This is a genomic window from Sinorhizobium medicae (genome assembly GCF_007827695.1).
GTDB lineage: Bacteria > Pseudomonadota > Alphaproteobacteria > Rhizobiales > Rhizobiaceae > Sinorhizobium > Sinorhizobium medicae.
The window spans coordinates 596,449-618,287 of the sequence record NZ_VITA01000001.1; the positions used below are offsets into that span (position 1 = coordinate 596,449).

Sequence of the window (21,839 nt, forward strand, 5' to 3'; positions counted from 1 at the left end):
GCCTGGGGACGAGTCATGAAGTGTCGGCCCCTCCGGGCGGACAACAACTATGATCTAGTCGCCGCAGCAGGCGCTTCAAGAGCAAAAGGCGATCGAAGTGCATCGGCACGCGTGGCGTCGGAGATGCACGCTCTCTACCCGGAGCCCTTCCAGGCCGCACTCCAGGCTTTCGCCTGGAGTGCGGCGACATCGGCCGGGCGGGGGACGCCCCCGGTTTCAGGTCGCTCTCGCGGCCTCCACGAAAGCTGCGATCTTGTCCAGATCCTTGCGAAAGCCACCTTCGGGGAGCGGCCGGTTCGTGTGGGTGAGGGAATCGACCCCCCACGGACGGACGGCTTCGATGGCTGCCCGAACATTGTCGGGCCTGAGGCCACCCGCAAGAATGACCGGGAGCCTGCTTCTGGCGACGATTTCGCGGCTGAGCGACCAGTCATGCGTCACCCCGGCAGCACCGATGCCGCCTATATGCGGGGCAACCGAGTCGAGGATGAACATGTCGACGAAGGGCTCGAATGCGGCGGCTTGATCGAGAGCTTCGGGACCGGTCATGGGAATGGCCTGCAGGATCCGCAAGGCGGGGTGTTCAGCGGACAGTCGAGACCGCAACACTTTGACCTGTTCGGGCGTCACAAGCGCGATGTCGCCGCAAAGGTGCAGGACATCGGGACGAACCGCCTCGACCATCGCGGCGATGTCATCGAGATTGCTTTCCACCGATAGAGCGACGCGCTGGGCTTTCCCTTCGAGCGCGTCGACGATCTCGCGTGCCTTGGCGAAGGTGATCTCGCCGGGAAGTCCGCGGTTCGATGGCGTGACACCGAGATAGTCCACGCCGGCTGCGGCTGCGGCAACCGCTTCGGCGGCGGTCTGCATCGTATAGATCTGAATTTTCAAGGCAGTTTCCGTTTGCAACTAGATTGACTTGGGAAGGATTGCGTTGACCATGCGTTCCTCGGTGAGTTGGGCCGGCTCGGGATTTCGCGCGACGAGCGCCGCGTAAAGCGCGTCGACCAGGGTCATCTGGGCGATTTGCGCCGCCATGGGTTCGCTGCCTTGTTCATGGGAAACGCTGACAAGCACGACATCCGCCAGGCGCGCCAGCGCGGAACTGCTGTTGCCGGTAATACAGAGCGTGGAAGCGCCCCGGGCTTTTGCTTCCTGAAGCACGAGGACCGGATCGCTCGTGATCCCGGAATAGGAGATAGCGACCACCAGATCCCCCGGGCCGGTGAGTGCGGCATGCATGATCTGCAATTGTGAATCGATCGGCGCGTCGCAGCGCAGGCCGAGCCGGATACATCGCTGGTAGAATGCCTGGGCGACGATACCCGAACCACCGACGCCCCCGACCATTATGTGTTTCGCATTGGCGACCAGATCCAGCGCTTTTGCGAAGGTCGCCTCGTCGAGCACCCCGAATGTGTCGTTGAGCGCCTGAGTTATCGCGCGAAACAGCCGGCCCGCTGCCTGCAGGGCGCTCGCCTCCGGTTCTCCCGAGCTATGTTCGATTGCTTCGCGAGGTTCTTGCGCCAAAGCCAGTTTCAGGTCGGTGAAACCTTCGAAGCCGGCGGTGCGGCACATCCTCAAGACGGTCGTGTCGCTGACATCCGTCGCCTGGGCGATCGCCGACATGGACTGCCGAATGCTCAGGTCGACGTTCTTCAGCATCCATAGCGCCACCCGCCGTTCGGCGTCCGACAATTTAGGCAAAACGCTGCGCAGCCGGCTGCTGGCTGGTACGGAGGGACCACGCAAGTCAACAGTCATGGCGGCTCCTGCTAGCTGGGGCTGTCCTAAGACCGGTATTAGCATGGCGATGTTGTGGTGTCACTATAGACACGTGATTTTCGATGTGGCATCACTTCATGGGCGGCAGTGCTTGGCCGCAGGGAAATGGGGAGGACATCGTGAGGCTGAAACGTCTTCTGATCGCCGGCGCCGCTGCCGCTCTGGCAGCAATGCCGGCTTCCGCCGGAGAGCTTTCGTTCTGGCACGCTTATGCGGGTCAGCAGGACAAGGTCGAATTCATCGACTTCGCTCTCGGCGAATTCGCAAAGGCCCATCCCGAGGTCAAGCTCGAAGTGGTCGCTGCCGAGCAATCGGCCTACAAGACGAAGCTCAACACCGCCATGGCCTCGGGCAATCCTCCGGATGTCTTCTACACGCTGCCTGGCGGCTTCCTGAACGCCTTCGTCAAAGGCGGGCAGATGTATGCCCTGGACGAGGAACTCGCCAGGGACGGGTGGCGTGACAGTTTCCTTGAAAGCGCAATCTCCCAGACCAGCAAGGACGGTCACACCTATGCCGTCCCCGTAGACGTGGATTCGGTGGTGTTCTGGTACGACAAGGCCCGTTTCGCCGAGAACGGCTGGACGGTGCCGAAGACCTATGAAGAGCTGCTCGCCCTCGCCGAGAAGGTGAAAGGTGAAGGGCTTGTCCCCTTTTCGCTCGGCAACAAGGATTCCTGGCCGGCAACGTTCTGGTTCCAGTATCTCGAAATGCGGCTCAAGGGCTCGGGCGTCGTCTCGGCTTTCGTGAACGGGGATCCGGATGCGACGCTGGGCGCCGAGGCGACGAAGGCGATGGAGAAGCTCGCCGAACTCGCGAAGCAAGAGTATTTCCCGATCGGATTCAACGGCATGAGCGATCAGGAAGCCAATATGCTCTTCCTCAACGGTCAGGCTGCAATGATGCTGAACGGCACGTGGCAGATAGGCGCATCGGCGGACGCGCCCGAAGGCTTCGAGCTTGGCTATTTCGCCTTCCCCGCTGTCGCAGGCGGGGCCGGGGACCAGTCCGACGTGCTGGCCGGCGTCGCTGCGAGTTTCGGCGTTTCGCAGAAGGCGGAGAATAAGGCAGACGCGGTCACCCTGCTGAAGTTCCTGACCTCGCGCGAGGTGATGACCAAATATGTCGAGTTGCGCAAGACGATGGTGACCGTCAAGGACGCCACCACCGAAACGGCCGCCGGGCCAGTCCTCTACGATATCAGCAACAAGCTGATGAAGGCTGCCGGCCACCTCGATCCTTTCTACGACACCGCCATGCCGCCCGCAGCGACGAACATCTATTACACCTCGCTGCAAGGAGTGCTCGATGGCTCGCTGCCGCCCGCGGATGCGGCCAAGCGCATCGAAGACGCATTGCGGGCGAAGTAACGCCCCGGCCCCTCGAGGGAAGAGCATGAGCGCCGATACCAGCTTCGCAAAGAGATCCAACCGGGCTGCCATTCTCTTCCTGTCGCCCGCGCTGCTCTTCGTCTTCGCCTTCGTCGCCTATCCCGTGGCCTATGCAGGATGGCTTTCGCTCTTTCGATGGGATGGCGCATCGATGCCGGTGTTCCTGGGCGCGGGCAATTTCGTCCGTCTCGCCGGCGATGCGATCTTCTGGCAGGCGCTTTTCCGCAACATCCTCGTAGCGCTATCGGCGATTGTGCTGCAGGTGTTTCTGGCCCTCGCGATCGCCTATTGCCTGGTCCGCATCGTGCCCGCCTTCAGCCGTATTTTCCTCTTCTTCTATCTCGTGCCGGTCATGGTCAGCGAAATATGCATCGGGCTGCTCTGGCGCTTCATGTACAATCCCTATTTCGGCCTGGTGAACGCGGGGCTCTCGGCGATCGGCCTCGGTGGCCTCAAGCGCGGTTGGCTCGGAGAATCCGAGACGGCATTCACGGCCGTCGTCGTCGTGATGAGCTTCACCTATCTCGGTCTTTACGTGCTCCTGTTCGTGGCCGCCGTGCGCAACGTTCCGGAAAGTGTCTATGAGGCGGCGGAAATCGACGGTGCCGGCGACTTCCGCAAGTTCTTTTCGATCACCGTTCCCATGGTGTGGGATGCCGTGCGCGCCAATTCGCTGCTGGCGATCATCGGCTCGCTCAAGACCTTTTCTCTCGTCTTCGTTCTGACGAACGGCGGTCCCAACCACGCAAGCGAGGTGGTGTCGACCTATCTTTACAAGATGGGCTTCGGAAGCTTCGAAATGGGGTACGCCGCGGCCATCGGCTTCGCCCAAATGGTGCTTACGGCTCTCGGAGCATGGATCGCTTTCCGTTATATGAAGCGGATTGGTGCGGGTGCGGGAGCCTGGTCATGACGGCCGTCCGCCGCTGGAACCTGACAAGTACCATCGTTTTGGCAGTGTTGACCGCGCACGTCCTGATGGTGATCTTTCCGTTCTTCTGGATGATCTACAGCACCTTCAAGACCAACAGGGAGTTCATGCGCTCCGTCTGGTCGCTGCCGAAGAGCTTCTCCCTCGATGCCTATGTTGGCGCCTGGAGCGGCGGCGCGCTCGGCGGTTATGCCGTCAATTCGTTGCTGATCATGGCGGGGGCAACCCTGATCACGGTGGTCCTTGCGACGCTCGCCGGATTTGCGCTCGCAGCCTATCGGCCGCGCTGGATACCGGCGGTCGAGTTGAGCATGACGGCCGCAATGGCGATTCCGGCCTATGTCGCATTGGTCCCGCTGGTCGTCATGCTTCGCGGCGCGGGCCTCCTCGACACGCATCTCGGCGTCATCCTGCCGACCGCCGCCTTCAACGTTCCCGTCTCGATCTTCATCATGCAGGCATTCTTCAACACGCTCCCGCGCGACCTGTTCGATGCCGCGCGGATGGACGGAGCCTCGGAGTGGAAGATCTTTCTGCGGGTGGCGCTGCCCATCGCCCGCCCGGCAATGTTCACTGTTGCCATCGTCAACATGATCTGGGTCTGGAACGATTTCCTGTTCCCTGTGGTCTTCATCAACAGCCCGTCGCGCAAGACCTTGCCCGTGGGTCTGACCGATTTCGTAGGCGAACATATAACCAATTACCCGGTGATGCTGGCCGCGATCCTGATCGCAGCCATCGCGCCGCTCGTCCTATTCGTCTTTTTCGAACGCCAGATAACGGCGGCCCTTATCGGCGGAGCCGTCAAGGGGTGAGTCACCGAACCGGTGCCGCTGCCAATTCCCAGGAGAGTCGCGATGTCCCCCAAAGAGCTCGATTTTGCAAGCCAAGCCGTATTCTACACGCCGGAAGAACATTCCCAGTCGATCAGCTATCCGATCTACATGTCGGCGAATTTCCAGTATGACGGAGACATCTACGATCAGATCGTTGCCGGCGCGCGCAAGGAAGTGAACATCTATTCACGCTGCGGCAATCCGACGGAATACAAGTTCGAAGAACACATCGCCAAGCTCACCGGCGGCACGGCCTGCCTGGCGACCGCGTCCGGAATGGCGGCCATCTCGCATGCCTTGTTCGGCATCCTCAAGGCGGGCGATCACATCGTCGCCGATCTGACGACCTATTCGAGCACACACGAATTCTTCGATCACCGCGCCCAGGATTTCGGACTGAAGGTGAGCCTGGTGGATTGCACCGACGTGAGGGCGGTCGAGAACGCGCTTACGGAAGAAACGAAGGTGCTCTACGTCGAGGCCATTGCCAATCCGACGATGAAGGTGCCGCCCCTGAAGGCGCTCGTGGAGCTGGCACATGCGCGCGGCATCGTGGTGATCTGCGACAATACCTTCGCGTCGCCGGCAGTCTGCCGCCCGCATGATTTCGGCGTCGACGTGGTCGTAGAGAGCGCGACCAAGTTCATCGGCGGGCATAATGACGCGGTGGGCGGGGTTATCACGTTGAAATCCGATATCCTGCCGCCGGACTGGCTCGAAGACGTGCGTTGGAACACGCTCAACAAACTGGGCGCCCCGCTTTCGCCCTTCAATGCATGGCTGCTTTTGCGCGGCGCGCAGACCCTGGCGCTGCGGCTGGAGAAGCAATGCGCAAATGCGCTGGCGCTCGCGAAGCATCTCGAGGCCCATCCGAGGGTCAGGCGCGTGTTCTATCCGGGCCTGCCTTCGCACCCGAACTACGCATCCGCCAAGGAGCAGTTGCGCGGCGGCGGCGCAATGCTCTCGTTCCAGGTTGATGACGAAGCGTCCGGTGTCCGGCTTCTAAAGCGTTTGCAGCTTTGTTCCTTCGCCGCGAGCCTCGGGGGGCTCAGAACGACGACGCAGGTGCCCGCCACCATGGCCTTCCTGGATATTCCGAGCCAGGAAAGGGAGGCGATGGGCGTCGTCGACGGTCTCGTGCGCTTTTCGGTCGGCATCGAGCATATCGACGACATCATCGCCGATGTGGATAGTGCGATAGACCAGATGCATATGGAGATCTAAGGTTGCGACATGTCCGTCATCGTCCTGCTTGGTGACATCAACGTCGATCTGGCCCTTGAGATCTCCACTTATCCGCCCGAAGGCGGAGAGGCGATCGCGACCGCCCAGAGGATGTTTCTGGGCGGTTCTGCGACGAATACGGCGGTTGCCCTTTCGAGGTCGGGGCACCGATGCAGGCTTATCGGCAGGGTCGGTGATGACGGCTGGGGCAAACAGGCCCTTCGGGATCTGCGAGGCGAGGGTATAGACACCACTTGGATCGGTCGGGATTCGGCAGAACCGACCCAGATCAATGTCGTGACCGTCGGCAGCACCGGCGAGCGAACCATGTTCGCCTATCGCGGCGCCAATGCACAGCTTTCGCCGGCCGCAATCGACGCGGCGGCGTTCGATGCAGCCGAACTCTTCCACCTGTCCGGCTACGCCTTCCTGCAGAGCCCCCAATCGGAGGCTGCCGATCATGCAATCGGCCTGGCCGTCGCCCGCAACATTCCGATCACCCTCGATATTCCGGGCGGCATCGTTTCGAGGCTTGCATCGCGCGTACGGACCATCCTGCCGAGGCTTGACACGATCGTGCTCGGCGATGCGGACCTAGCTCCGCTGGCCGACAAGCCGTACGGCACAAGCCTGGAAGAGGCAGTTCGCGCCCTGCTCGATCTCGGCGTCGAACGCGTTGCGGTAAAGGCGAATGAGGGTCGGTCGTTGCTCTGTAGCGCAGGGGTGACGGAGAGCGCCTCCTGGCTCCCCGCCGATGCTTTCGATACCACGGGAGCCGGCGACGCCTTCGCCGCCGGGCACATCCATGGCCGCCTCACCGGAATGACGGGACGGGAATGCTGCCGTCTTGCTAATGCCTTCGGCGCGCTGGCGGTCGCCCGGCGAGGAGCCGGTCTCGCCATGCCGGCGATCGATGAGGCCCTCGCCTTGCTGGGGGCCTCGGACGGGCCATCATGATGCTGTCACGAGGGCTTGCGGCTCGCTCCCATAAGAAACTCCTTCATCTTCGCCGCCGCCGGCGAGAGCATCGGTTGCCGGTACTGCAGAATGGAGATGTTGCGGCTGATGACGGGATCGACGAGGTCGACGATCCGCACGTCCACATTCGTGGTGAGTTGACGTGAGTTTTCCGGAAGGATCGCTATGCCAAGGCCTTCCGCCACCATGCTGATCGCCGTCGTTGAGAACCGCACCTCGTATCTCGTCTTCACCTCGACTCCGGAGGCGATCAGCGCGTGATCGACGAGTCCGCGCAAGGGGTTGTCCTTTGCAAGACCGATCAGAGCCTCGCCGGCAAGATTCGCCCAGCTCACCTGCGGCGCCCTTGCGAAGCGATGGTCGGAGCGGCAAATCAGTGTGAGTTGGTCACGCATGAGCACGCTGGCCTGAATCTCCGGGTCGTCGGCGGAAACGGTGCCGATGCCCAGGTCCGCCTCGTTTCGTTTCAACGCCGACCGGATCTCCTCCTCCGGCATGTCCCGTACCTGCACCTGTATGTCGGGATATCGCTTGACGAACCGCGCGATGACCGGAGGCAGCAAGGTCGCAGCGAGCACGATCGCAGCCGCAATGGTAACCCGGCCGCGCTGCAGGTTCGCCAGCTCGTGGACGTTCGTGACTGCGATCTCGAGGTCCGACATGATCTTGCGGGCCTGCGGCAGAAACTCCGCTCCGGCCGTCGTAAGGCTGACCATGCGCGTGTGCCGGTCGAATAAGCGGTGCTTGAGGACGGCTTCCAGATCTCTGATCAGAATGCTGATCGCCGATTGCGTAAGTCCGAGGTGATCCGCCGCCAGATGGAAACGCCCGAGTTCGGCCACGGCAATAAATGCCTGCAACTGGCGAAGTGTCACATTCATACGTAGTTCTCTGCGTTTCGTACTTCGCGCTTGGCGGTCACAAAGCCGTCCGTTACCGTTTCACCTCCAAGTTCCTCTTTTTCGGCTTCAAAAACAATGGATGGGCTGTCGATCGCCTTCGGCCGTTCGCTCACGCCGCCGACATCGGCGATTTGCCGGCCATCAGCAGTCCGATCTCCTCCAGGCGGCCGCGATCGGGTGGCATTTCACCGACGAGACGGCCCTCATACATGACGAGAATTCGATCGCAGAGCGTAAACAGCTCTTCAAGCTCCGTGGATATCAGCAGAATGGCCTTGCCGGCGCTGCGTTGCTCGAGGATCTTGTGCATCACCAGCTCGGTCGCGCCGATGTCGATTCCGCGCGTAAGCTGGTTGATCAGCAGGAAATCGAAGCGGCGGTCCAGCTCGCGTCCGACGACGAGCTTTTGCTGGTTGCCGCCGGACAGATTCTGGATGCGGTCGCCCGGGCCGGAGGCCTTGACCTGGAAGCGCCGCATGAGATCACGGGTTTGCCTCGTGATTTCGCTCATGTCGAGCATGCCTCGAGAGCTGAACGGCGGCTTGTCGAAGCGCTGAAGTATCACGTTTTCCGTCAGCGGAAGCGGCAGCACGATACCCATCCGGTGACGATCTTCGGGGATATGCGCAATGGGCATCTGATTGATGTCGTGGGACGATCGGCCCACGAGTTCGGCCCCTTCGAGCGTGACGCTGCCCGAAGCAATCGGAAGGAGCCCCGTCAAGGCCAGAGCCAGCTCACTCTGGCCATTGCCGGAGACGCCCGCGATTCCGACGATTTCGTTGGCCCGGACCTGGAAGGACACCCCGTGGAGTGCCGGAAGCCCGGATTCACCGTCGCAGTTCAGATGCTCGACCGAGAGCACGACGCGACCGGGCTCGATCGGTGCCCGCGGCAAATCCATCAGAACGTCTCTGCCGACCATCATGCGCGCGAGTTCGCGCGCATTGGTTTCGGAGGTTTTCACGGTGCGGACAACCTTGGCGTCGCGCATCACGCTGACGCGGTCGCTGACGCGTATCACCTCGTCCAGTTTGTGCGAAATGAAGATGACCGTCTTCCCGTCCTCGACGAGGCGGCGAAGCAAATGCAGGAGCCGATCGGTCTCCTGAGGCGTCAGGACCGCCGTCGGCTCGTCGAGGATCAGCAGTTCAACGCCGTGGTAGAGCACCTTGAGAATTTCGACGCGCTGCTGTTCGCCCACCGAAAGGTCGGAGATGAGCGCGTCGGGCTTCACGCCGAGACCGTAGCGGTCGCTGAGCTCGACGATGCGGGCATGAACGGTCTTCATGTCGCGGATCACGCTGAACGGCGAGCCCTGTCCCAGAACGTAGTTCTCGGCGACCGTCAGGTTGGGGACCAGCATGAAGTGCTGGTGGACCATGCCGATGCGATGCTTGATGGCTTGGCGCGGGGAGCCGGGCTTGAGTGCCTGGCCCTTGAAAATGATCTGCCCTTCATCGGGCGAGAGAACGCCGCAGAGTATGCTCATCAAAACGGTCTTGCCGGCACCGTTTTCACCGAGAAGGGCGTGAATTTCGTTCTCCTCGATATCGAGGGTGACGCCGGCGCTTACGATGAGCGGCCCGAAACGCTTGTGAATGCCATCCATTAGAAGCAGCTGCCTTCCCGACATTTTCGCCTCCTCAGCTCTTTTTGTAAGCGACGCCGAGCATGCTCGGTGTGCCCACGCGATTTCGGACAAAGATCAGCGCCGCAATGGTCATGAGGTAGGGCAGGGCCTGGAACAGCTGGTAGGGAAGGAAATGCACCGGTTGCGCCTGCAGCTGCAGTTGCAGCGCATAGAAGACCCCGAACAGCAGCGACACGACAAAGGCGCCGATGGGTGACCATCTCGCGAAAACGACCACGGCAAGGGCTATGAAGCCGCGCCCGGAGGAAATGCCTTCGACGAACTGGTTGGAGTGAGCGAGCGTCAGAAAGGCTCCACCGAGTGCCGCGAGCGCCGAGCAGATGAGCACCGCGCCGTAGCGGTAGAGCGCAACGCTGCGGCCAGCAACGTCGACGGCCTTCGGATGCTCGCCAACGGCGCGAAGCGTCAGCCCGAACGACGTCCTGTAGAGAACGAACACCGCAAGCGCGGCGACGGGAAGCGTGCTGTAGACAAAGGCGTTCTGCCGGAAAAGCGCTTCGCCGAAGAACGGCAGATCGCTGAGCCAGGGCAGGTGGACGGGTTTGGCAATGTCGATACCTTTGCCCGCGGAGGGAAAATAGGAGCGAAACAGGAACGCCGTCAGGCCGAGGCCCAGCAGGTTGATGGCCGCGCCGACCACGATCTGGTCCGCCTTGATCGTGATGGTGAAGAACGCAAACAGCAGTCCGACGAGAACACCTGCCGCGATTGCCGCGGCGACCCCGAACAGGATGCTCCCGCTGGTGAAGGCGGCGGCGAAGCCGGCAAAGGCGCCCGCCAGCATCGTGCCTTCGAGGCCGATATTGAGGACTCCTGCGCGTTCGGAAAACACTTCGCCGATGGATGCGAATATCAATGGCGCCGCCAGCCGCCATGAGGCTGCAATGGTTGCCGCGAGAAAGCTCAGGCTTGCTAGATCTTCCATGGTTCCACCTATTCGGAAGGGCGCAATGACGGGATCCGCAACACGGCAAAGCCCACGACCGAGAGAATGACGATGCCCTGGATCACGAGCACCAGAACCTGGGGTATCTGAGCCGTGATCTGCATAAGCTCGGACCCGCTTCGCAGGACCGCGAAAAGGAGCCCCGAAAAGATGGCCCCGATCGGATTGTTGTTGGCAAGAAGTGCGACGGCAATGCCTTCGAAGCCGTAGCCGGGGGAGATCGACTGGAAGAGCCGCCGGGTGACGCCCGCGATCTCGAAGGCACCTGCCAGCCCGGCCATGCTGCCGCTGAGGCAAATCGAGATCATGATGTTCCTGGGGACGCTTATTCCGGCGTAACGCGCGGCATCCGGGCTGATCCCGACCACCCTCAATGCGTAGCCCCGGGCACTGCGAAACAGAAAGACATACATTACGACCGCAAGCACCAGCGCAACGAGGATTCCGATGTGGAGGCGGGTCGGCGGAAGGATGCGCGGCATCCATGCCTCCTGTACGAGACGCGCAGATTGCGGATAAGCTGCAGCCGCGTCCCGCAGGGGCCCGGTCACGAGATAGCTCGTCATGATGAGGGCGATGTAATTCAGCATGATCGTCGTCACGATCTCGCTCGCCCGGAAATAGATCTTCAAAAGGCCTGCGATGGCCGCCCATGCCGCCCCGGCAAGAGCCCCGGCAAGCATGACCAGTGGCACATAGAGCCAGGCACCCAATCCATTGAACGAGACGCCTATCGCAGTCGCGGCCGCGGCCCCGGCATAGAATTGCCCCTCGGCACCGATGTTCCAGATGCTGCACCGGAAGGCAACGCACAGGCCGACGCCGATCAGGATCAGCGGCGTTGCCTTCAGAAGAATCTCAGCGATCGAGCGGGTGTCCTGGAAGACTCCCAGCACCATCACGTCGATCACGGCGCGCGCGTCGTAACCATTGAAGGCCAGAAGCGCCGCACCGCAGGCCAGAGCCAGCGCGACGGCCGCAGCCGGCTGAGCGACGGTACGCAAGGGACGGAGCAAGCCTCGCCACAGGGCGCCATAGGCTTGGGGGGCAACCGCTAGCGGCTGTCCACTTTCACTGTTTGCCATGAGTTTGCTGCCTTCGGATTAGGGAAAGGCCCAAGGCCTTCCGTCGAACAATCGATCGAAGCGGTTATCGTGGCAGGATGGGAGCATCCCGGGGTGCCGGCGGACCCGGCGCGGTTCGCCGGGTCCTGACCATCCTTTTCGCACCGGAATGGATTCGGCGTTATTTCTGCCGGGTCTTGATTTCTCCGGCTGCGATCTTGGCCTTCACCTCATCGACGTATTTTCGAACGTTCTCCGTCACCGGATTTGCAGCCTGGTCGTTATAGGTGAATTGCATGACGTCGGCATCTTTCAGACCGAATTCGACATTGGTCGTCGGCTTTTTGCCATTCTTTATGTCCCCGACGATCCGGATGACCCCACGGGCATAATCGGCGATGTAAAGGCCGAGGATGTTCTTGGGAGCAACCGATGTGAAGTCGCTGAAGATGCTGAAGGTCTTGACGTTTTCGCCCGATTCCGCGGCGGCCTGGAATCCGCCAACCGTCGCTCCTGACGCGTTCGGCAGGACAAAGTCCGCCCCTTGCGAGATCAGGCTGAGGCTCGCTTCCTTGGTCGCTGTCGCATCGGTGAAATTGCCGATGTAGACTTCGCTGATCGGAAAGTCCGGCGCGACGCTTCGCACGCCATTGGTAAATCCTTCGAAGGCCTCCTTGATCGGTGGAATCTCCATGCCTCCGACGAGACCCGCCTTCTTGCCCGTCTTGGCCGCGATCACACCCATCAGATAGAAGGGTTGGCTCGTATCCGTGTTGAGCCCGATGACATTGCCCTCGGATATGTAGCTCGAGGAAATGAGAAAGACCGTATCGGGATATTCAGGCGCAACCGCGAGTGCGGCGTCCTGAAACTCGAAGCCGTGCCCGAGAATGACGTTGTAGCCCTGGCTGGCGAAGTCGTGGAAGGCTTTCTCGAAGGATGCGGGGTTCTGCTGAAGCTCGACATAGCTCACCTCGGCACCGAGTTCAGCCTCCACGCCTTTGAGGGCGTTGAACCCGATCCTGTTCCACCCCTCCTCCGAGACGCTTCCGGGGACAAGCAATCCCATCTTGAACGGTGCACCCTCGGCGAGTGCCGACCCCGCGGCAATGAGTGCGGCCGCTGCGACCGCCGATGCCAAACAGCCTCTTCTGGTAATCATCATGATGCTCCTCCCTTCCTCTCCTCATCATGCCCGTCCCGACGGCTTGTTGCCGTTCAGGGGACATTTTCCAATGCGCATATGGCTGCCATGGCAGGGAATGCGGGTGCTGCGATCGGCCGGCCTTTTGCAAGGACCTGCATGCAGTCCGGACCTGCGCTGACGAGCGCGCTCACATCCTCGCAATCGCTGATGACGAGATCCGCCCAGGCGCCCTCGCGAATGCCGTAGTCAGCGCCCAAATTCATCATGCGTGCCGGAATCTTGGTGATCATGTCATAGGCTGTGGCGAGCTCGTCGCCGCGCAGATGACCGGCGAGCAGCGTCCAGCGCGCGATCTCGAGCATGTCGCCCGATCCCGTCGGCACGAACGGATCCTGAATGTTGTCCGACGCGGTTGCGATTGCCACGCCCGAGCGGATCAGCTCGGCGACGCGCGTCAAGCCTCGGGGCGGTAACATGTCGTGGCTTCGGCCCTGCAAATAGAGGTTGGCGGCAGGCAAGGTCACGACCGCGATGTCGAGGTCGATCATGCGGTCGCGGATGCGCTCGAATTCCGTCCTCGGAAGTGCACTCAGGACGGAGGCGTGCCCGAGGACGGTCCGTCCCTGCAGGCCGAATTTGCGGACGCGTTCGAACACCGCATCGAAAAGCGGCCGTTCGGGGTTCAGGTGTTCGTCGAGGTGCAGGTCGATGGGCCGGCCATGCCGCTTGGCGGCTGCAAACAGAATGTCGAGATAGCGGATCGGGTCCTCGGCGACGGCCGGTGTGCCTCCCACCGCGTCCGCCTGTTCAACGGCGGCATCGATGTTGCTCTCCAGCCAGGCGAGATCCTGGTTGGGATGCGGCGTCATGAATGCGACTATCTGCAGCGTGAGCCGGTCGGCCCATTCAGAGCGCAGCCGGGCCAGGGCGTTGATCCCGTTGAAGCCGGCATCCTTGTCGACATTTATATGGCTCCGGATCGCCGTGGTGCCCCGGCCAAGGCAGCGCGCCATGGTCCGCGCAGCCCGTCGCGTAACATCCTCTTCCGGCGCCTTGCGGGCATATTCGGCGAATGCCTCCCGCGCGCCCTGCAATGTTCCCGAGGGATTCGGCGTGAACCTGAGAACGCCGGTCTTGTCCAGATGCTGATGTACGTCGACAAATCCCGGTGAGATGAGTGCACCGCGGACCTCGACGACGGCCACATCCGGACCCACGTCCAGCCGGGAGCCGATCCTTGCGATGCGGCCATTCTCTCCAACGAGGATGTCGCGCCCGGCCTCGGCCGCAATTTCGCCGGCGATCCGGCATCCCCGCAAGAGAAGTGCGCGGCGGGCGCCGCCTTGACGGGCTCCAATAACCGTATGCATCGCGTGACTCCATCTCGTTCCGTCTGGATGGAGACTATGAAGCGCCGATTGATGAGGCAATTTCATAATAAATATATATTGATTTGAATATTTCATGAATGTTCGGCCGGCACAGTTTCCGTCAGCTCCTCACGCGATGGGTGCAGTATACAAGACAGACAATCGGTGTAATGCAAACGTTGATGCGCATCTGTATGTGTAATGGACGCCCTTTTCAAGGTTCTTTGCGCGTCATGTCGGCAAATGTATCGACGAGAGTTGCTCGTATGTCTGAAAAAGATACGAAAAATTGCCTCGTTCATTACGCAGTGTCGTAGAAAAGGGCTATGCCATGTATTTTCATCGTTCCAAAATAACTCTACCATTCGAATCAGTACGTATTGTTGACACGGGGGCTCCAAGTATAGATTGTTGACAATCGAAACTGGAGAGAGTTCCTATGGCCGTGTCGCCCTTTTTCAGGAGTCAGAAAGACCGCGCCCCTGCCGGTGCCGCGATGAGCGGGCCGGAGGCCGAGCATCGTGTCGTTCAGGTCATTGTCGAAGCGATCATGGATCATCGGGTGGCTCCCGGCGCCAGACTTATCGAGCGGGAGCTTGCCATTGCCTCCGGCGCCAGCAGGTCGGCGATACGCAACGGGCTCATGCGCCTCGCGCATGCCGGCCTCGTCGAACTGAGCCCCAACAAGGGCGCATCCATCGCGATGTGCTCGCCCGATGAAGCCCGGCAGATCTTCGATGCGCGCATCGTGATCGAGACAGCGGCGGTTAAGAAGCTCGCAGGGACGATCGGGGAAGGCGAGTTGGAACGCCTGCGCGCCTTCGTGGAGGACGAGCGAGAAGCCTATGAAAGGGGACGGATGGAAGATGCCCGGCACCTGTCCCGGCGGTTTCACGTGCTCCTGGCGGAAATGGCCGGCAACGACGTGCTGACGGGCGTCATACGCGATCTCATCAACCGCCAGCCGCTCCTGTCCTGGTCGCGGCCGGAAACCGAGCCGCGCTTCTGCGGCAATCATGCGCATTCGGAGATCGTCGAGGCAATCGCCAGCAGAGACGGAGAAAGGGCCGCACATCTCAACATGGAGCATCTTCGCGCCTTGGAACGTGAACTGGGCGCCGAGCGGGCTGCTGCCATGCAGGAGCTTCGTTCCGCGCAGGCCGCCGACGGGCCGGACGGAAATGCACGACAGGCGGATGAAAGCCCCGTCGTCGATTGAAGCCATTCGCGGCGAGCGGCGGCTCACCGCAGCTATCTGGGAGGAGAAATGCATGAAACCGTTTGAATATTACGAGCCGGCCACCCTTGCCGAGGCCAGCGAACTTCTGAGGCGGCTGGGCAAGGACGCAAGCATCATCGCCGGCGGCACCGATCTTCTCGTGGAGCTGAAGGAGGACCTTCGCAGCGCGCACCATATCGTCAACATCAAGAAAATACCTGGCCTTACGGATTTCGCCTACGATCCGGCAAACGGGCTTCGCTTCGGCGCGCTGGTGACGGTCCGGGAGATCGAGACCTCCCCGGCGGTCAACGGCAATTATCCGAACCTCGCCAAGGCGGTAAGTCTCCTTGGTTCGATCCAGGTGCGCAATCGCGCGACGGTTGTCGGTAATATCTGCCGCGCTTCGCCCTCGGCCGACACCATTCCACCTCTGATCGCCGACGGCGCCAGCCTTTCCGTCTATAGTGGAGGCACCGAGCGCAGCATTCCGCTCGATGAGTTCTTCACCGGTCCGGGCCGGACGGTTCTCGTCCCCGGAGACATCGTCACGGGCATATCCATGCCGGCGCCGCGGCCGACGAGCGGCCGGGCCTATATCAAACACGGCCGCCGCAAGGCGATGGAACTCGCCACCGTCGGCGTGGCCGTCAGCATGGAACATGTCGCCGGACAATGTTCCGACATTAGGATAGCGCTCGGGGCCGTGGCTCCGACCGTCATCCGCGCGCGCAGGACCGAGGACCTGCTCAGGGGCCGCATGATCGACGCGGCGCTGCTCGCCGAGGCTGCGGAAAGCGCCATGCAGGAGGCGACGCCCATAGGCAATGTGCGGGCGAGTGCGGCCTACCGCCGCGACATGGTCGGCGTTCTCACGCGCCGTGCCATCGGTTACGCCATGGGGGGTGTGCAATGAACCGGCTTGTTTCGATGACGGTCAACGGCGAGCCGTGCGAACTCTCCGTCGCCCTGAACCGCACGCTGCTGGACGCGCTGCGCAACGAAGGCAGCCTCACCGGAACCAAGAAAGGCTGCGACGTCGGTGACTGCGGTGCCTGCACGGTCATCATGGACGGTCGCCCGGTCAATGCCTGCCTGGTGCTCGCCGCCGAAGCCGAGGGGGCGGCGATCGAGACGATCGAGGGCCTGCAGCCGGCCTATGACAAGCCGCACGCCCTGCAGCAGAAGTTCATGGAATTCGGCGGGGCGCAGTGCGGCTTCTGCACGCCGGGCATCATCATGATGGCCAAGGCGCTGCTGGACGAAAATCCGGACCCGAGCGAGGACGAGATCCGCTTCGCGCTTGCCGGCAATATCTGCCGCTGCACCGGCTACACCAAGATCATCGATGCCGTCAGGGCCACGGCGGAGGAATTGAGAAGGGCGGGAACGCTATGAACACGCATGAGAGAATCGACAGAGATTTGTCCGAACGGGATTTCACCGTCGTGGGCAAAAGCGTCAAGCGTTCCGATACGCTGGAAAAGGTGACGGGGGCGGCGAGATATGCTGGAGACGTCGCTTTGCCCGGCATGCTCTATGCCAAGATGAAGCGCAGCAACATCGCGCATGCGCGCATCAAAAGCATCGATACGTCCAAGGCGCTGGCGCTCCAAGGAGTGAAGGCGGTGCTGACCCACCAGGACGTTCCGCGCGTGCTGCATGCCGGCTCGCCGCATCCACGCTCGGCATCGGTTACAAAGGACCAGTACATCCTGGACGAGAGGGTACGCTACTGGGGCGAGGGCGTTGCCGCCGTCGCTGCCGTCAGTGAGGAAATCGCCGAGCGGGCGGTCGCACTCATCGAGGTCGAATACGACCCTCTGCCCGGCCTCTTCACCATCGAAGCGGCATCGGATCCCGCGGCACCGCCGATTCATGAGAACGGCCTCGGTCAGAATTACGTGCTGCCGCCGGTCTTCGTCACGCGGGGCGACGTCGACAAGGGCTTTGGCGAAGCGGATCTGGTTATCGAGCGCGAATATGATCTCGGCCGCCCGACTCCGGCCTATATGGAGCCGAACGTCTGTGTCAGCCAGTGGGACGGCAACGGCAAGCTGACCATGTGGACCTCGACGCAAAGTGCCTTCATGGTCCGCGGCACCCTCGCCGAAGTGCTCGGCGTGCCGCTGAACAAGGTGCGCGTGATCGTCGACCACATGGGCGGAGGCTTCGGCGCAAAGCAGGATCTGTTTCAGAACGAATTCCTCTGCGCGCTGCTTGCACGCCGGACCGGGCGCCCCGTCAAGATGGAGTTCAGCCGGAAGGAAACATTCGTGGGCGGCCGCTCGCGTCACCCCGGCAAGATCTGGCTCAAGCAGGGCTTCACCAGGGATGGCCGCATCGTCGCCCGCGAAGCCAGGGTCACGTTCAATTCCGGGGCCTACGGATCGCACGGTCCAGGCGTAACCAATGTCGGCACTGCTGCACTGACCTCGCTCTATCGCTGCGAAAATGTGCGTCTCGAAGGCCGCTGCATCTACACGAACTCGCCGATCGCCGGGGCCTTTCGCGGCTATGGCGTCGTGCAGACATATTACGCACTCGACCTGATGATGGACGAGGCGGCCGAGAAGCTCGGTTTCGATCCGGCCGAGTTCAAGCTGATGAATGCGGTGCGCGAGGGCGACATGGCGCCGTCGGGGCATCCGATCGTCGGCCATGGGCTGGTGGATTGTATCCGCCGTGTCATGGAAGAGACGAACTGGCACGAACTGCGCCGGCGCGAGAAGCCGGAAACCGTCAAGCGGCGCGGGATTGGGATCGGGTGCGAAATGCACGGCTCCAGCGCCTATCCCGGCATCAAGGAGCAGGGCAACGCGATCGTCAAAATGAACGAGGACGGCACGGTGACCCTGATCACCGGTACAGCTGGCCTTGGCACCGGCGCGCATACGGCGCTGTCGCAGATCGTCGCCGAAGAGCTCGGAGTGCCGTTCGAGGCCGTCTCCGTCGTTCAGGGCGATACCGACATCGTGCCCTGGGACATCGGCGCCTTTGCCAGCCACACGACTTATCTGGGCGGCCGGGCGGCGCAGCTCGCGGCGGCCGACGTGCGCAGGCAGGTGCTCGAGCACGCCGCCCCCCTGCTCAAGGCGGAGCCCGGCGACCTCGCGATCCGCGATGGATTCGTGGTCGTCGCCAACGGCTCGAACCAGAGCCTCCGGCTTTCCGAAGCCGTGGGGCCGCAGCGGGGCATGCCGGCGGTGCAACTGGTCGGCGTCGGTACCTATATGCCGACGAAGTCCTACTCCTTCGCCGCGCATTTCGCCGAAGTCGAGGTGGATACGGAGACGGGCGAGGTCGCCGTTCTGGAGGTCGTGCCGGTACACGAGATCGGCAGGGTCATCCATCCGATCGCCGCGGCAGGACAGATCGAGGGCGGCATTCAGCAGGGCATCGGCCACACGCTCAGCGAGGACTACGTCATCGACCTTACCGACGGGCGCTCGCTCAATCCGAGCTTCGTCGACTACAAGATGCCGCTGTCGATGGACATGCCGTCCATCCGCACCATCATCATCGAGACGGCGCCGGATCCCGGCGGCCCATACGGCGCCAAAGGCGTCGGCGAGGATCCGATCATCGCGATCGGGCCGGCCATCGCCAACGCGATCTACGACGCCATCGGCGTCCGCTTCCATCATTACCCGATAACGCCCGAGCAAGTGTTGAACGCGCTCAAGACCAAAGCCAACGAAACGAGGCAGTGATGCAGACCAACCATCTTCAGGACAGCAAAATTCCCGTCACCATCCTGACCGGCTTTCTCGGTGCCGGGAAGACGACGCTTTTGAACCACATACTGACTGAACGGCACGGCCACCGCATCGCCGTGATCGAGAACGAGTTCGGCGAGGTGGATGTCGACTCGGACCTGGTGCTCGCCTCGGAGGAAGAGATCTACCAGATGAAGAACGGCTGCATCTGCTGCTTCGTCGACGTGCGCAACGACCTGATCGAGGTCCTGCAGAAACTGCTTGCCCGAAAGGACAAGTTCGACCACATCCTCGTCGAGACCAGCGGGCTGGCAGACCCGACCCCCGTTGCAACAGCCTTCTTCATCGATGATGAAATCGGCAAGCATGTGACGCTGGACGGCATCGTGACCCTGGTCGACGCCAAGCATATCGGACAGCATATCGAGGATCCCGTTCTCGATGGGCGCGACAACCAGGCGGTCGATCAGATCGTCGCCGCCGACCGTATCATCATCAATAAGATCGACCTCGTATCGGATGGCGAGATCGCTCCTCTGGAACGCGACATGCGCAAGCTCAACCAGACGGCCGAAATCGTACGCTCGAGCTATGGCAAGGTGGACCTGTCGAGCATCCTCGGCATTTCCGGTTTCGCGCCATCCTATGTTGCCGAACGCGCCAAGCTGCTCGATCTCGATCACCACCACCACGGTCATCACCACCACCATCATCATGATGCGACGGTCAGCTCGGAATCCTTCGTCTTCGACCGGCCCTTCGACCAGCATCGCCTGACGGAATATCTCTCGGACCTGCTTCGGGAAAAGGGCGACGACATATTCCGTACCAAAGGCATCATAGCGATCACCGGAGACCCTCGCTTCTTCGTCCTCCAGGCGGTGCACAAGCTGATGGATTTCCGTCCGGATCATGTCTGGGGGAAGGATATGCCCTATTCGAAGCTGGTCTTCATCGGCCGCAATCTCGACCGGGCGGTCCTGGAGGAAGGTCTGAAGCGCTGCCTTACCCCGGCCGGCGAAACGGTTAATTGATCCCGAGGGAATGACGAAAAATCCGCCGAAGCCGGGAGGCTTCGGCGGATTTCCTTTGTCCTTGCGCGGCGGATCCCACCGGGCCGGAGGCAGGGGGTATCCGACCCGCCAGCCAACGCTACATAAGATCGCACCGCCCCAGGTGATATCGCCGGGGCGGTGCATGTCGCGCTTTCGCACGGGCAAACCGTTGAATACTTTTCCTGTGATCTACCCCGGATGCCGGACGGCCCCTTCACCGAGCAAAACCGGCTGCACCTCTTCCCGCCGGGGAATGCCGTTGAACAGCAGGTTGAGCAGCACCGCCGAGAAGGTTCCGACCAGCACGCCGCTATGGAAGAACCGGTCGATGAACTCCGGCAACTGCGCAAAGATCTTGTCCGCGACGACGGGAATCATCGCCAGCCCTACGCTTACGGCGACAATGTAGAGGTTGCGGCGGTTCGCCACGAAATCGACGCGGGAGAGGATCTTGACGCCGGTCGCCGAGACCATGCCGAACATCACGATTGCGGCGCCCCCGACGACGTAACTCGGTATGGAAGCGGTAATGAACGCAATCTTCGGCAGGCAGCCGAGAAGGATCAGTACGATGCCGCCTGCCGCGACCGCCCAGCGGCTCATCACGCCCGTTATCTGGAGCAATCCCACATTCTGTGCATAGGTGGTGTATGTGAAGGTGTTGAAGATTCCACCGATGACATTGCCGATGCCGTCCGTACGCAGTCCGCGTGCCAGGTCGGCTTCGGTGATCGTGCGGCCAGCCATGTCGCCGACCGCGAGGATCTGGCCGGTTGCTTCGATCATCATGACGATCATGACCGTGCACAGCGCGACCGATGCCCACAGGTCGAATACCGGCATTCCGAATGCAAAGGGCGTCACGACCGTGACCCAGCTCGCATCCGCCACGCCTTGGAAATCCACCTTGCCGAAGGCGACCGCTATCGCGAACCCGATCCCTATGCCGAAGAGAACAGCCAGGTTGGCGAGAAACCCCTTCAGGAAGCGGGTCATCAGGAGAATGGAAACCAGCACGATGGCGGCGACTGCAAGAGCAAAGGGTTGGCCGTAAGCCGGATTGGGAATGAGCCCGTCCGGACCCTTTATCATCGGCTGGCCGCCCGCCGCCCAGTTTACCCCGACGCGCATCAGTGAGAGGCCGATAACCAGCATCACCGTCCCGGTGACCACTGCCGGAAAGAAGCGAACCCAGCGGCTGAAATAGGGCGCCGCCAGAAGCGTAAACACGCCGGATGCAATCACGGCCCCAAGAACGCCCGGCATTCCAAGATCCGGATCCGTGCCCGTGGCGATAATCGGGGGGACCGCGGTGAAGCCAATGCCCATCATGATCGGCAGGCGGGCGCCTATGTTCCAGATGCCAAGACATTGTATGAGCGTGACGATACCGCAGCAGAAAAGATCCGCGCTGATCAGCATCGCAATCTGATCCTTCGAGAGGTTCAATGCACTGCCGATGATCAGGGGAACCGCGATCGCACCGGCATACATGACCAGAACATGCTGCAGCCCGAGCGCCGCCAGCTTCGGCGCGGGAAACATTTCTTCGATAGCATCACACTTCGAGTCCTTATTCATTCTCGCTCCTCCCGTTTCTTATCAACGAACCTTC

19 protein-coding genes are annotated in these 21,839 nt (G+C 61.7%); 10 read left to right on the plus strand and 9 right to left on the minus strand.

Translation table 11 applies throughout. The annotated features are described in order from the left end of the window. Positions 1-216: 216 nt before the first annotated feature. Together FB009_RS02940 and FB009_RS02945 are read right to left on the minus strand one after the other, a co-directional pair. The gene (locus FB009_RS02940; protein WP_018010902.1) at positions 217-894 is read right to left on the minus strand and encodes a phosphoribosylanthranilate isomerase; all 678 of its coding nucleotides are present in this window, start codon (positions 892-894) and stop codon (positions 217-219) included. Between the two features lie 18 nt (positions 895-912). Then, a complete protein-coding gene (locus FB009_RS02945) occupies positions 913-1,767 on the minus strand; it encodes a MurR/RpiR family transcriptional regulator (protein WP_011969648.1) in 855 nt (284 codons plus the stop codon). Positions 1,768-1,907: 140 nt separating this feature from the next. Between FB009_RS02945 and FB009_RS02950 the strand changes: the two genes are divergently transcribed. The 5 genes from FB009_RS02950 to FB009_RS02970 are packed head-to-tail and all read left to right on the plus strand — an operon-like array spanning position 1,908 to position 7,127. Next, on the plus strand, positions 1,908-3,158 hold the full coding sequence (locus FB009_RS02950; protein WP_234705092.1) for an ABC transporter substrate-binding protein: 1,251 nt from the start codon (positions 1,908-1,910) through the stop codon (positions 3,156-3,158). 25 nt (positions 3,159-3,183) lie between these two features. After that, positions 3,184-4,092 (plus strand): carbohydrate ABC transporter permease, encoded by a 909-nt coding sequence (locus tag FB009_RS02955; protein ID WP_018010905.1) that lies wholly within the window; start codon positions 3,184-3,186, stop codon positions 4,090-4,092. Next, positions 4,089-4,925, plus strand: a complete 837-nt coding sequence (locus tag FB009_RS02960; RefSeq protein ID WP_011969645.1) for a carbohydrate ABC transporter permease — start codon at positions 4,089-4,091, stop codon at positions 4,923-4,925. The genes FB009_RS02955 and FB009_RS02960 overlap by 4 nt, the downstream gene beginning before the upstream one ends. Positions 4,926-4,967: 42 nt before the next feature. Then, positions 4,968-6,170: a trans-sulfuration enzyme family protein gene (locus tag FB009_RS02965; RefSeq protein WP_011969644.1), complete on the plus strand. Its 1,203-nt coding sequence runs from the start codon at positions 4,968-4,970 to the stop codon at positions 6,168-6,170. Between the two features lie 9 nt (positions 6,171-6,179). After that, positions 6,180-7,127: a carbohydrate kinase family protein gene (locus FB009_RS02970; RefSeq protein WP_011969643.1), complete on the plus strand. Its 948-nt coding sequence runs from the start codon at positions 6,180-6,182 to the stop codon at positions 7,125-7,127. Positions 7,128-7,132: 5 nt separating this feature from the next. Here FB009_RS02970 and FB009_RS02975 read toward each other — a convergent pair whose 3' ends face one another. From FB009_RS02975 to FB009_RS03000, 6 genes are all read right to left on the minus strand, one after another. Beyond that, a complete protein-coding gene (locus FB009_RS02975) occupies positions 7,133-8,029 on the minus strand; it encodes a LysR family transcriptional regulator (RefSeq protein ID WP_011969642.1) in 897 nt (298 codons plus the stop codon). A 130-nt stretch (positions 8,030-8,159) separates the two neighbouring features. Further along, entirely contained in the window at positions 8,160-9,686 is a 1,527-nt protein-coding gene (locus FB009_RS02980; RefSeq protein ID WP_011969641.1) for an ABC transporter ATP-binding protein, read from the minus strand. 10 nt (positions 9,687-9,696) lie between these two features. Beyond that, positions 9,697-10,629, minus strand: a complete 933-nt coding sequence (locus tag FB009_RS02985) for an ABC transporter permease (protein WP_011969640.1) — start codon at positions 10,627-10,629, stop codon at positions 9,697-9,699. Positions 10,630-10,637: 8 nt separating this feature from the next. Beyond that, entirely contained in the window at positions 10,638-11,735 is a 1,098-nt protein-coding gene (locus tag FB009_RS02990) for an ABC transporter permease (protein WP_011969639.1), read from the minus strand. A 160-nt stretch (positions 11,736-11,895) separates the two neighbouring features. Continuing rightward, the gene (locus FB009_RS02995) at positions 11,896-12,879 is read right to left on the minus strand and encodes a BMP family protein (RefSeq protein WP_011969638.1); all 984 of its coding nucleotides are present in this window, start codon (positions 12,877-12,879) and stop codon (positions 11,896-11,898) included. Positions 12,880-12,932: 53 nt separating this feature from the next. Continuing rightward, the gene (locus FB009_RS03000; RefSeq protein ID WP_011969637.1) at positions 12,933-14,231 is read right to left on the minus strand and encodes an amidohydrolase family protein; all 1,299 of its coding nucleotides are present in this window, start codon (positions 14,229-14,231) and stop codon (positions 12,933-12,935) included. A gap of 439 nt (positions 14,232-14,670) precedes the next feature. Between FB009_RS03000 and FB009_RS03005 the strand changes: the two genes are divergently transcribed. The 5 genes from FB009_RS03005 to FB009_RS03025 are packed head-to-tail and all read left to right on the plus strand — an operon-like array spanning position 14,671 to position 20,203. Further along, positions 14,671-15,450 (plus strand): GntR family transcriptional regulator, encoded by a 780-nt coding sequence (locus FB009_RS03005; RefSeq protein WP_011969636.1) that lies wholly within the window; start codon positions 14,671-14,673, stop codon positions 15,448-15,450. Positions 15,451-15,502: 52 nt separating this feature from the next. Then, positions 15,503-16,366: an FAD binding domain-containing protein gene (locus tag FB009_RS03010; protein ID WP_011969635.1), complete on the plus strand. Its 864-nt coding sequence runs from the start codon at positions 15,503-15,505 to the stop codon at positions 16,364-16,366. Next, positions 16,363-16,848 (plus strand): (2Fe-2S)-binding protein, encoded by a 486-nt coding sequence (locus FB009_RS03015; protein WP_011969634.1) that lies wholly within the window; start codon positions 16,363-16,365, stop codon positions 16,846-16,848. The genes FB009_RS03010 and FB009_RS03015 overlap by 4 nt, the downstream gene beginning before the upstream one ends. After that, on the plus strand, positions 16,845-19,163 hold the full coding sequence (locus tag FB009_RS03020) for a xanthine dehydrogenase family protein molybdopterin-binding subunit (RefSeq protein ID WP_018210122.1): 2,319 nt from the start codon (positions 16,845-16,847) through the stop codon (positions 19,161-19,163). The genes FB009_RS03015 and FB009_RS03020 overlap by 4 nt, the downstream gene beginning before the upstream one ends. Next, positions 19,163-20,203 (plus strand): CobW family GTP-binding protein, encoded by a 1,041-nt coding sequence (locus tag FB009_RS03025; RefSeq protein WP_018210123.1) that lies wholly within the window; start codon positions 19,163-19,165, stop codon positions 20,201-20,203. The genes FB009_RS03020 and FB009_RS03025 overlap by 1 nt, the downstream gene beginning before the upstream one ends. Positions 20,204-20,413: 210 nt before the next feature. Here FB009_RS03025 and FB009_RS03030 read toward each other — a convergent pair whose 3' ends face one another. After that, a complete protein-coding gene (locus tag FB009_RS03030) occupies positions 20,414-21,805 on the minus strand; it encodes a nucleobase:cation symporter-2 family protein (RefSeq protein WP_011969631.1) in 1,392 nt (463 codons plus the stop codon). Between the last annotated feature and the right edge of the window lie 34 nt (positions 21,806-21,839).

What these genes read in the sequence shown, in the direction of transcription:
- FB009_RS02945 (WP_011969648.1), bottom strand. Translation starts at nt 1,767, where the DNA reads ATGACTGTTGACTTGCGTGGTCCCTCCGTACCAGCCAGCAGCCGGCTG.
- FB009_RS02955 (WP_018010905.1), top strand. Translation starts at nt 3,184, where the DNA reads ATGAGCGCCGATACCAGCTTCGCAAAGAGATCCAACCGGGCTGCCATT.
- FB009_RS02960 (WP_011969645.1), top strand. Translation starts at nt 4,089, where the DNA reads ATGACGGCCGTCCGCCGCTGGAACCTGACAAGTACCATCGTTTTGGCA.
- FB009_RS02965 (WP_011969644.1), top strand. Translation starts at nt 4,968, where the DNA reads ATGTCCCCCAAAGAGCTCGATTTTGCAAGCCAAGCCGTATTCTACACG.
- FB009_RS02970 (WP_011969643.1), top strand. Translation starts at nt 6,180, where the DNA reads ATGTCCGTCATCGTCCTGCTTGGTGACATCAACGTCGATCTGGCCCTT.
- FB009_RS02975 (WP_011969642.1), bottom strand. Translation starts at nt 8,029, where the DNA reads ATGAATGTGACACTTCGCCAGTTGCAGGCATTTATTGCCGTGGCCGAA.
- FB009_RS02980 (WP_011969641.1), bottom strand. Translation starts at nt 9,686, where the DNA reads ATGTCGGGAAGGCAGCTGCTTCTAATGGATGGCATTCACAAGCGTTTC.
- FB009_RS02985 (WP_011969640.1), bottom strand. Translation starts at nt 10,629, where the DNA reads ATGGAAGATCTAGCAAGCCTGAGCTTTCTCGCGGCAACCATTGCAGCC.
- FB009_RS02990 (WP_011969639.1), bottom strand. Translation starts at nt 11,735, where the DNA reads ATGGCAAACAGTGAAAGTGGACAGCCGCTAGCGGTTGCCCCCCAAGCC.
- FB009_RS02995 (WP_011969638.1), bottom strand. Translation starts at nt 12,879, where the DNA reads ATGATGATTACCAGAAGAGGCTGTTTGGCATCGGCGGTCGCAGCGGCC.
- FB009_RS03000 (WP_011969637.1), bottom strand. Translation starts at nt 14,231, where the DNA reads ATGCATACGGTTATTGGAGCCCGTCAAGGCGGCGCCCGCCGCGCACTT.
- FB009_RS03005 (WP_011969636.1), top strand. Translation starts at nt 14,671, where the DNA reads ATGGCCGTGTCGCCCTTTTTCAGGAGTCAGAAAGACCGCGCCCCTGCC.
- FB009_RS03010 (WP_011969635.1), top strand. Translation starts at nt 15,503, where the DNA reads ATGAAACCGTTTGAATATTACGAGCCGGCCACCCTTGCCGAGGCCAGC.
- FB009_RS03015 (WP_011969634.1), top strand. Translation starts at nt 16,363, where the DNA reads ATGAACCGGCTTGTTTCGATGACGGTCAACGGCGAGCCGTGCGAACTC.
- FB009_RS03020 (WP_018210122.1), top strand. Translation starts at nt 16,845, where the DNA reads ATGAACACGCATGAGAGAATCGACAGAGATTTGTCCGAACGGGATTTC.
- FB009_RS03025 (WP_018210123.1), top strand. Translation starts at nt 19,163, where the DNA reads ATGCAGACCAACCATCTTCAGGACAGCAAAATTCCCGTCACCATCCTG.
- FB009_RS03030 (WP_011969631.1), bottom strand. Translation starts at nt 21,805, where the DNA reads ATGAATAAGGACTCGAAGTGTGATGCTATCGAAGAAATGTTTCCCGCG.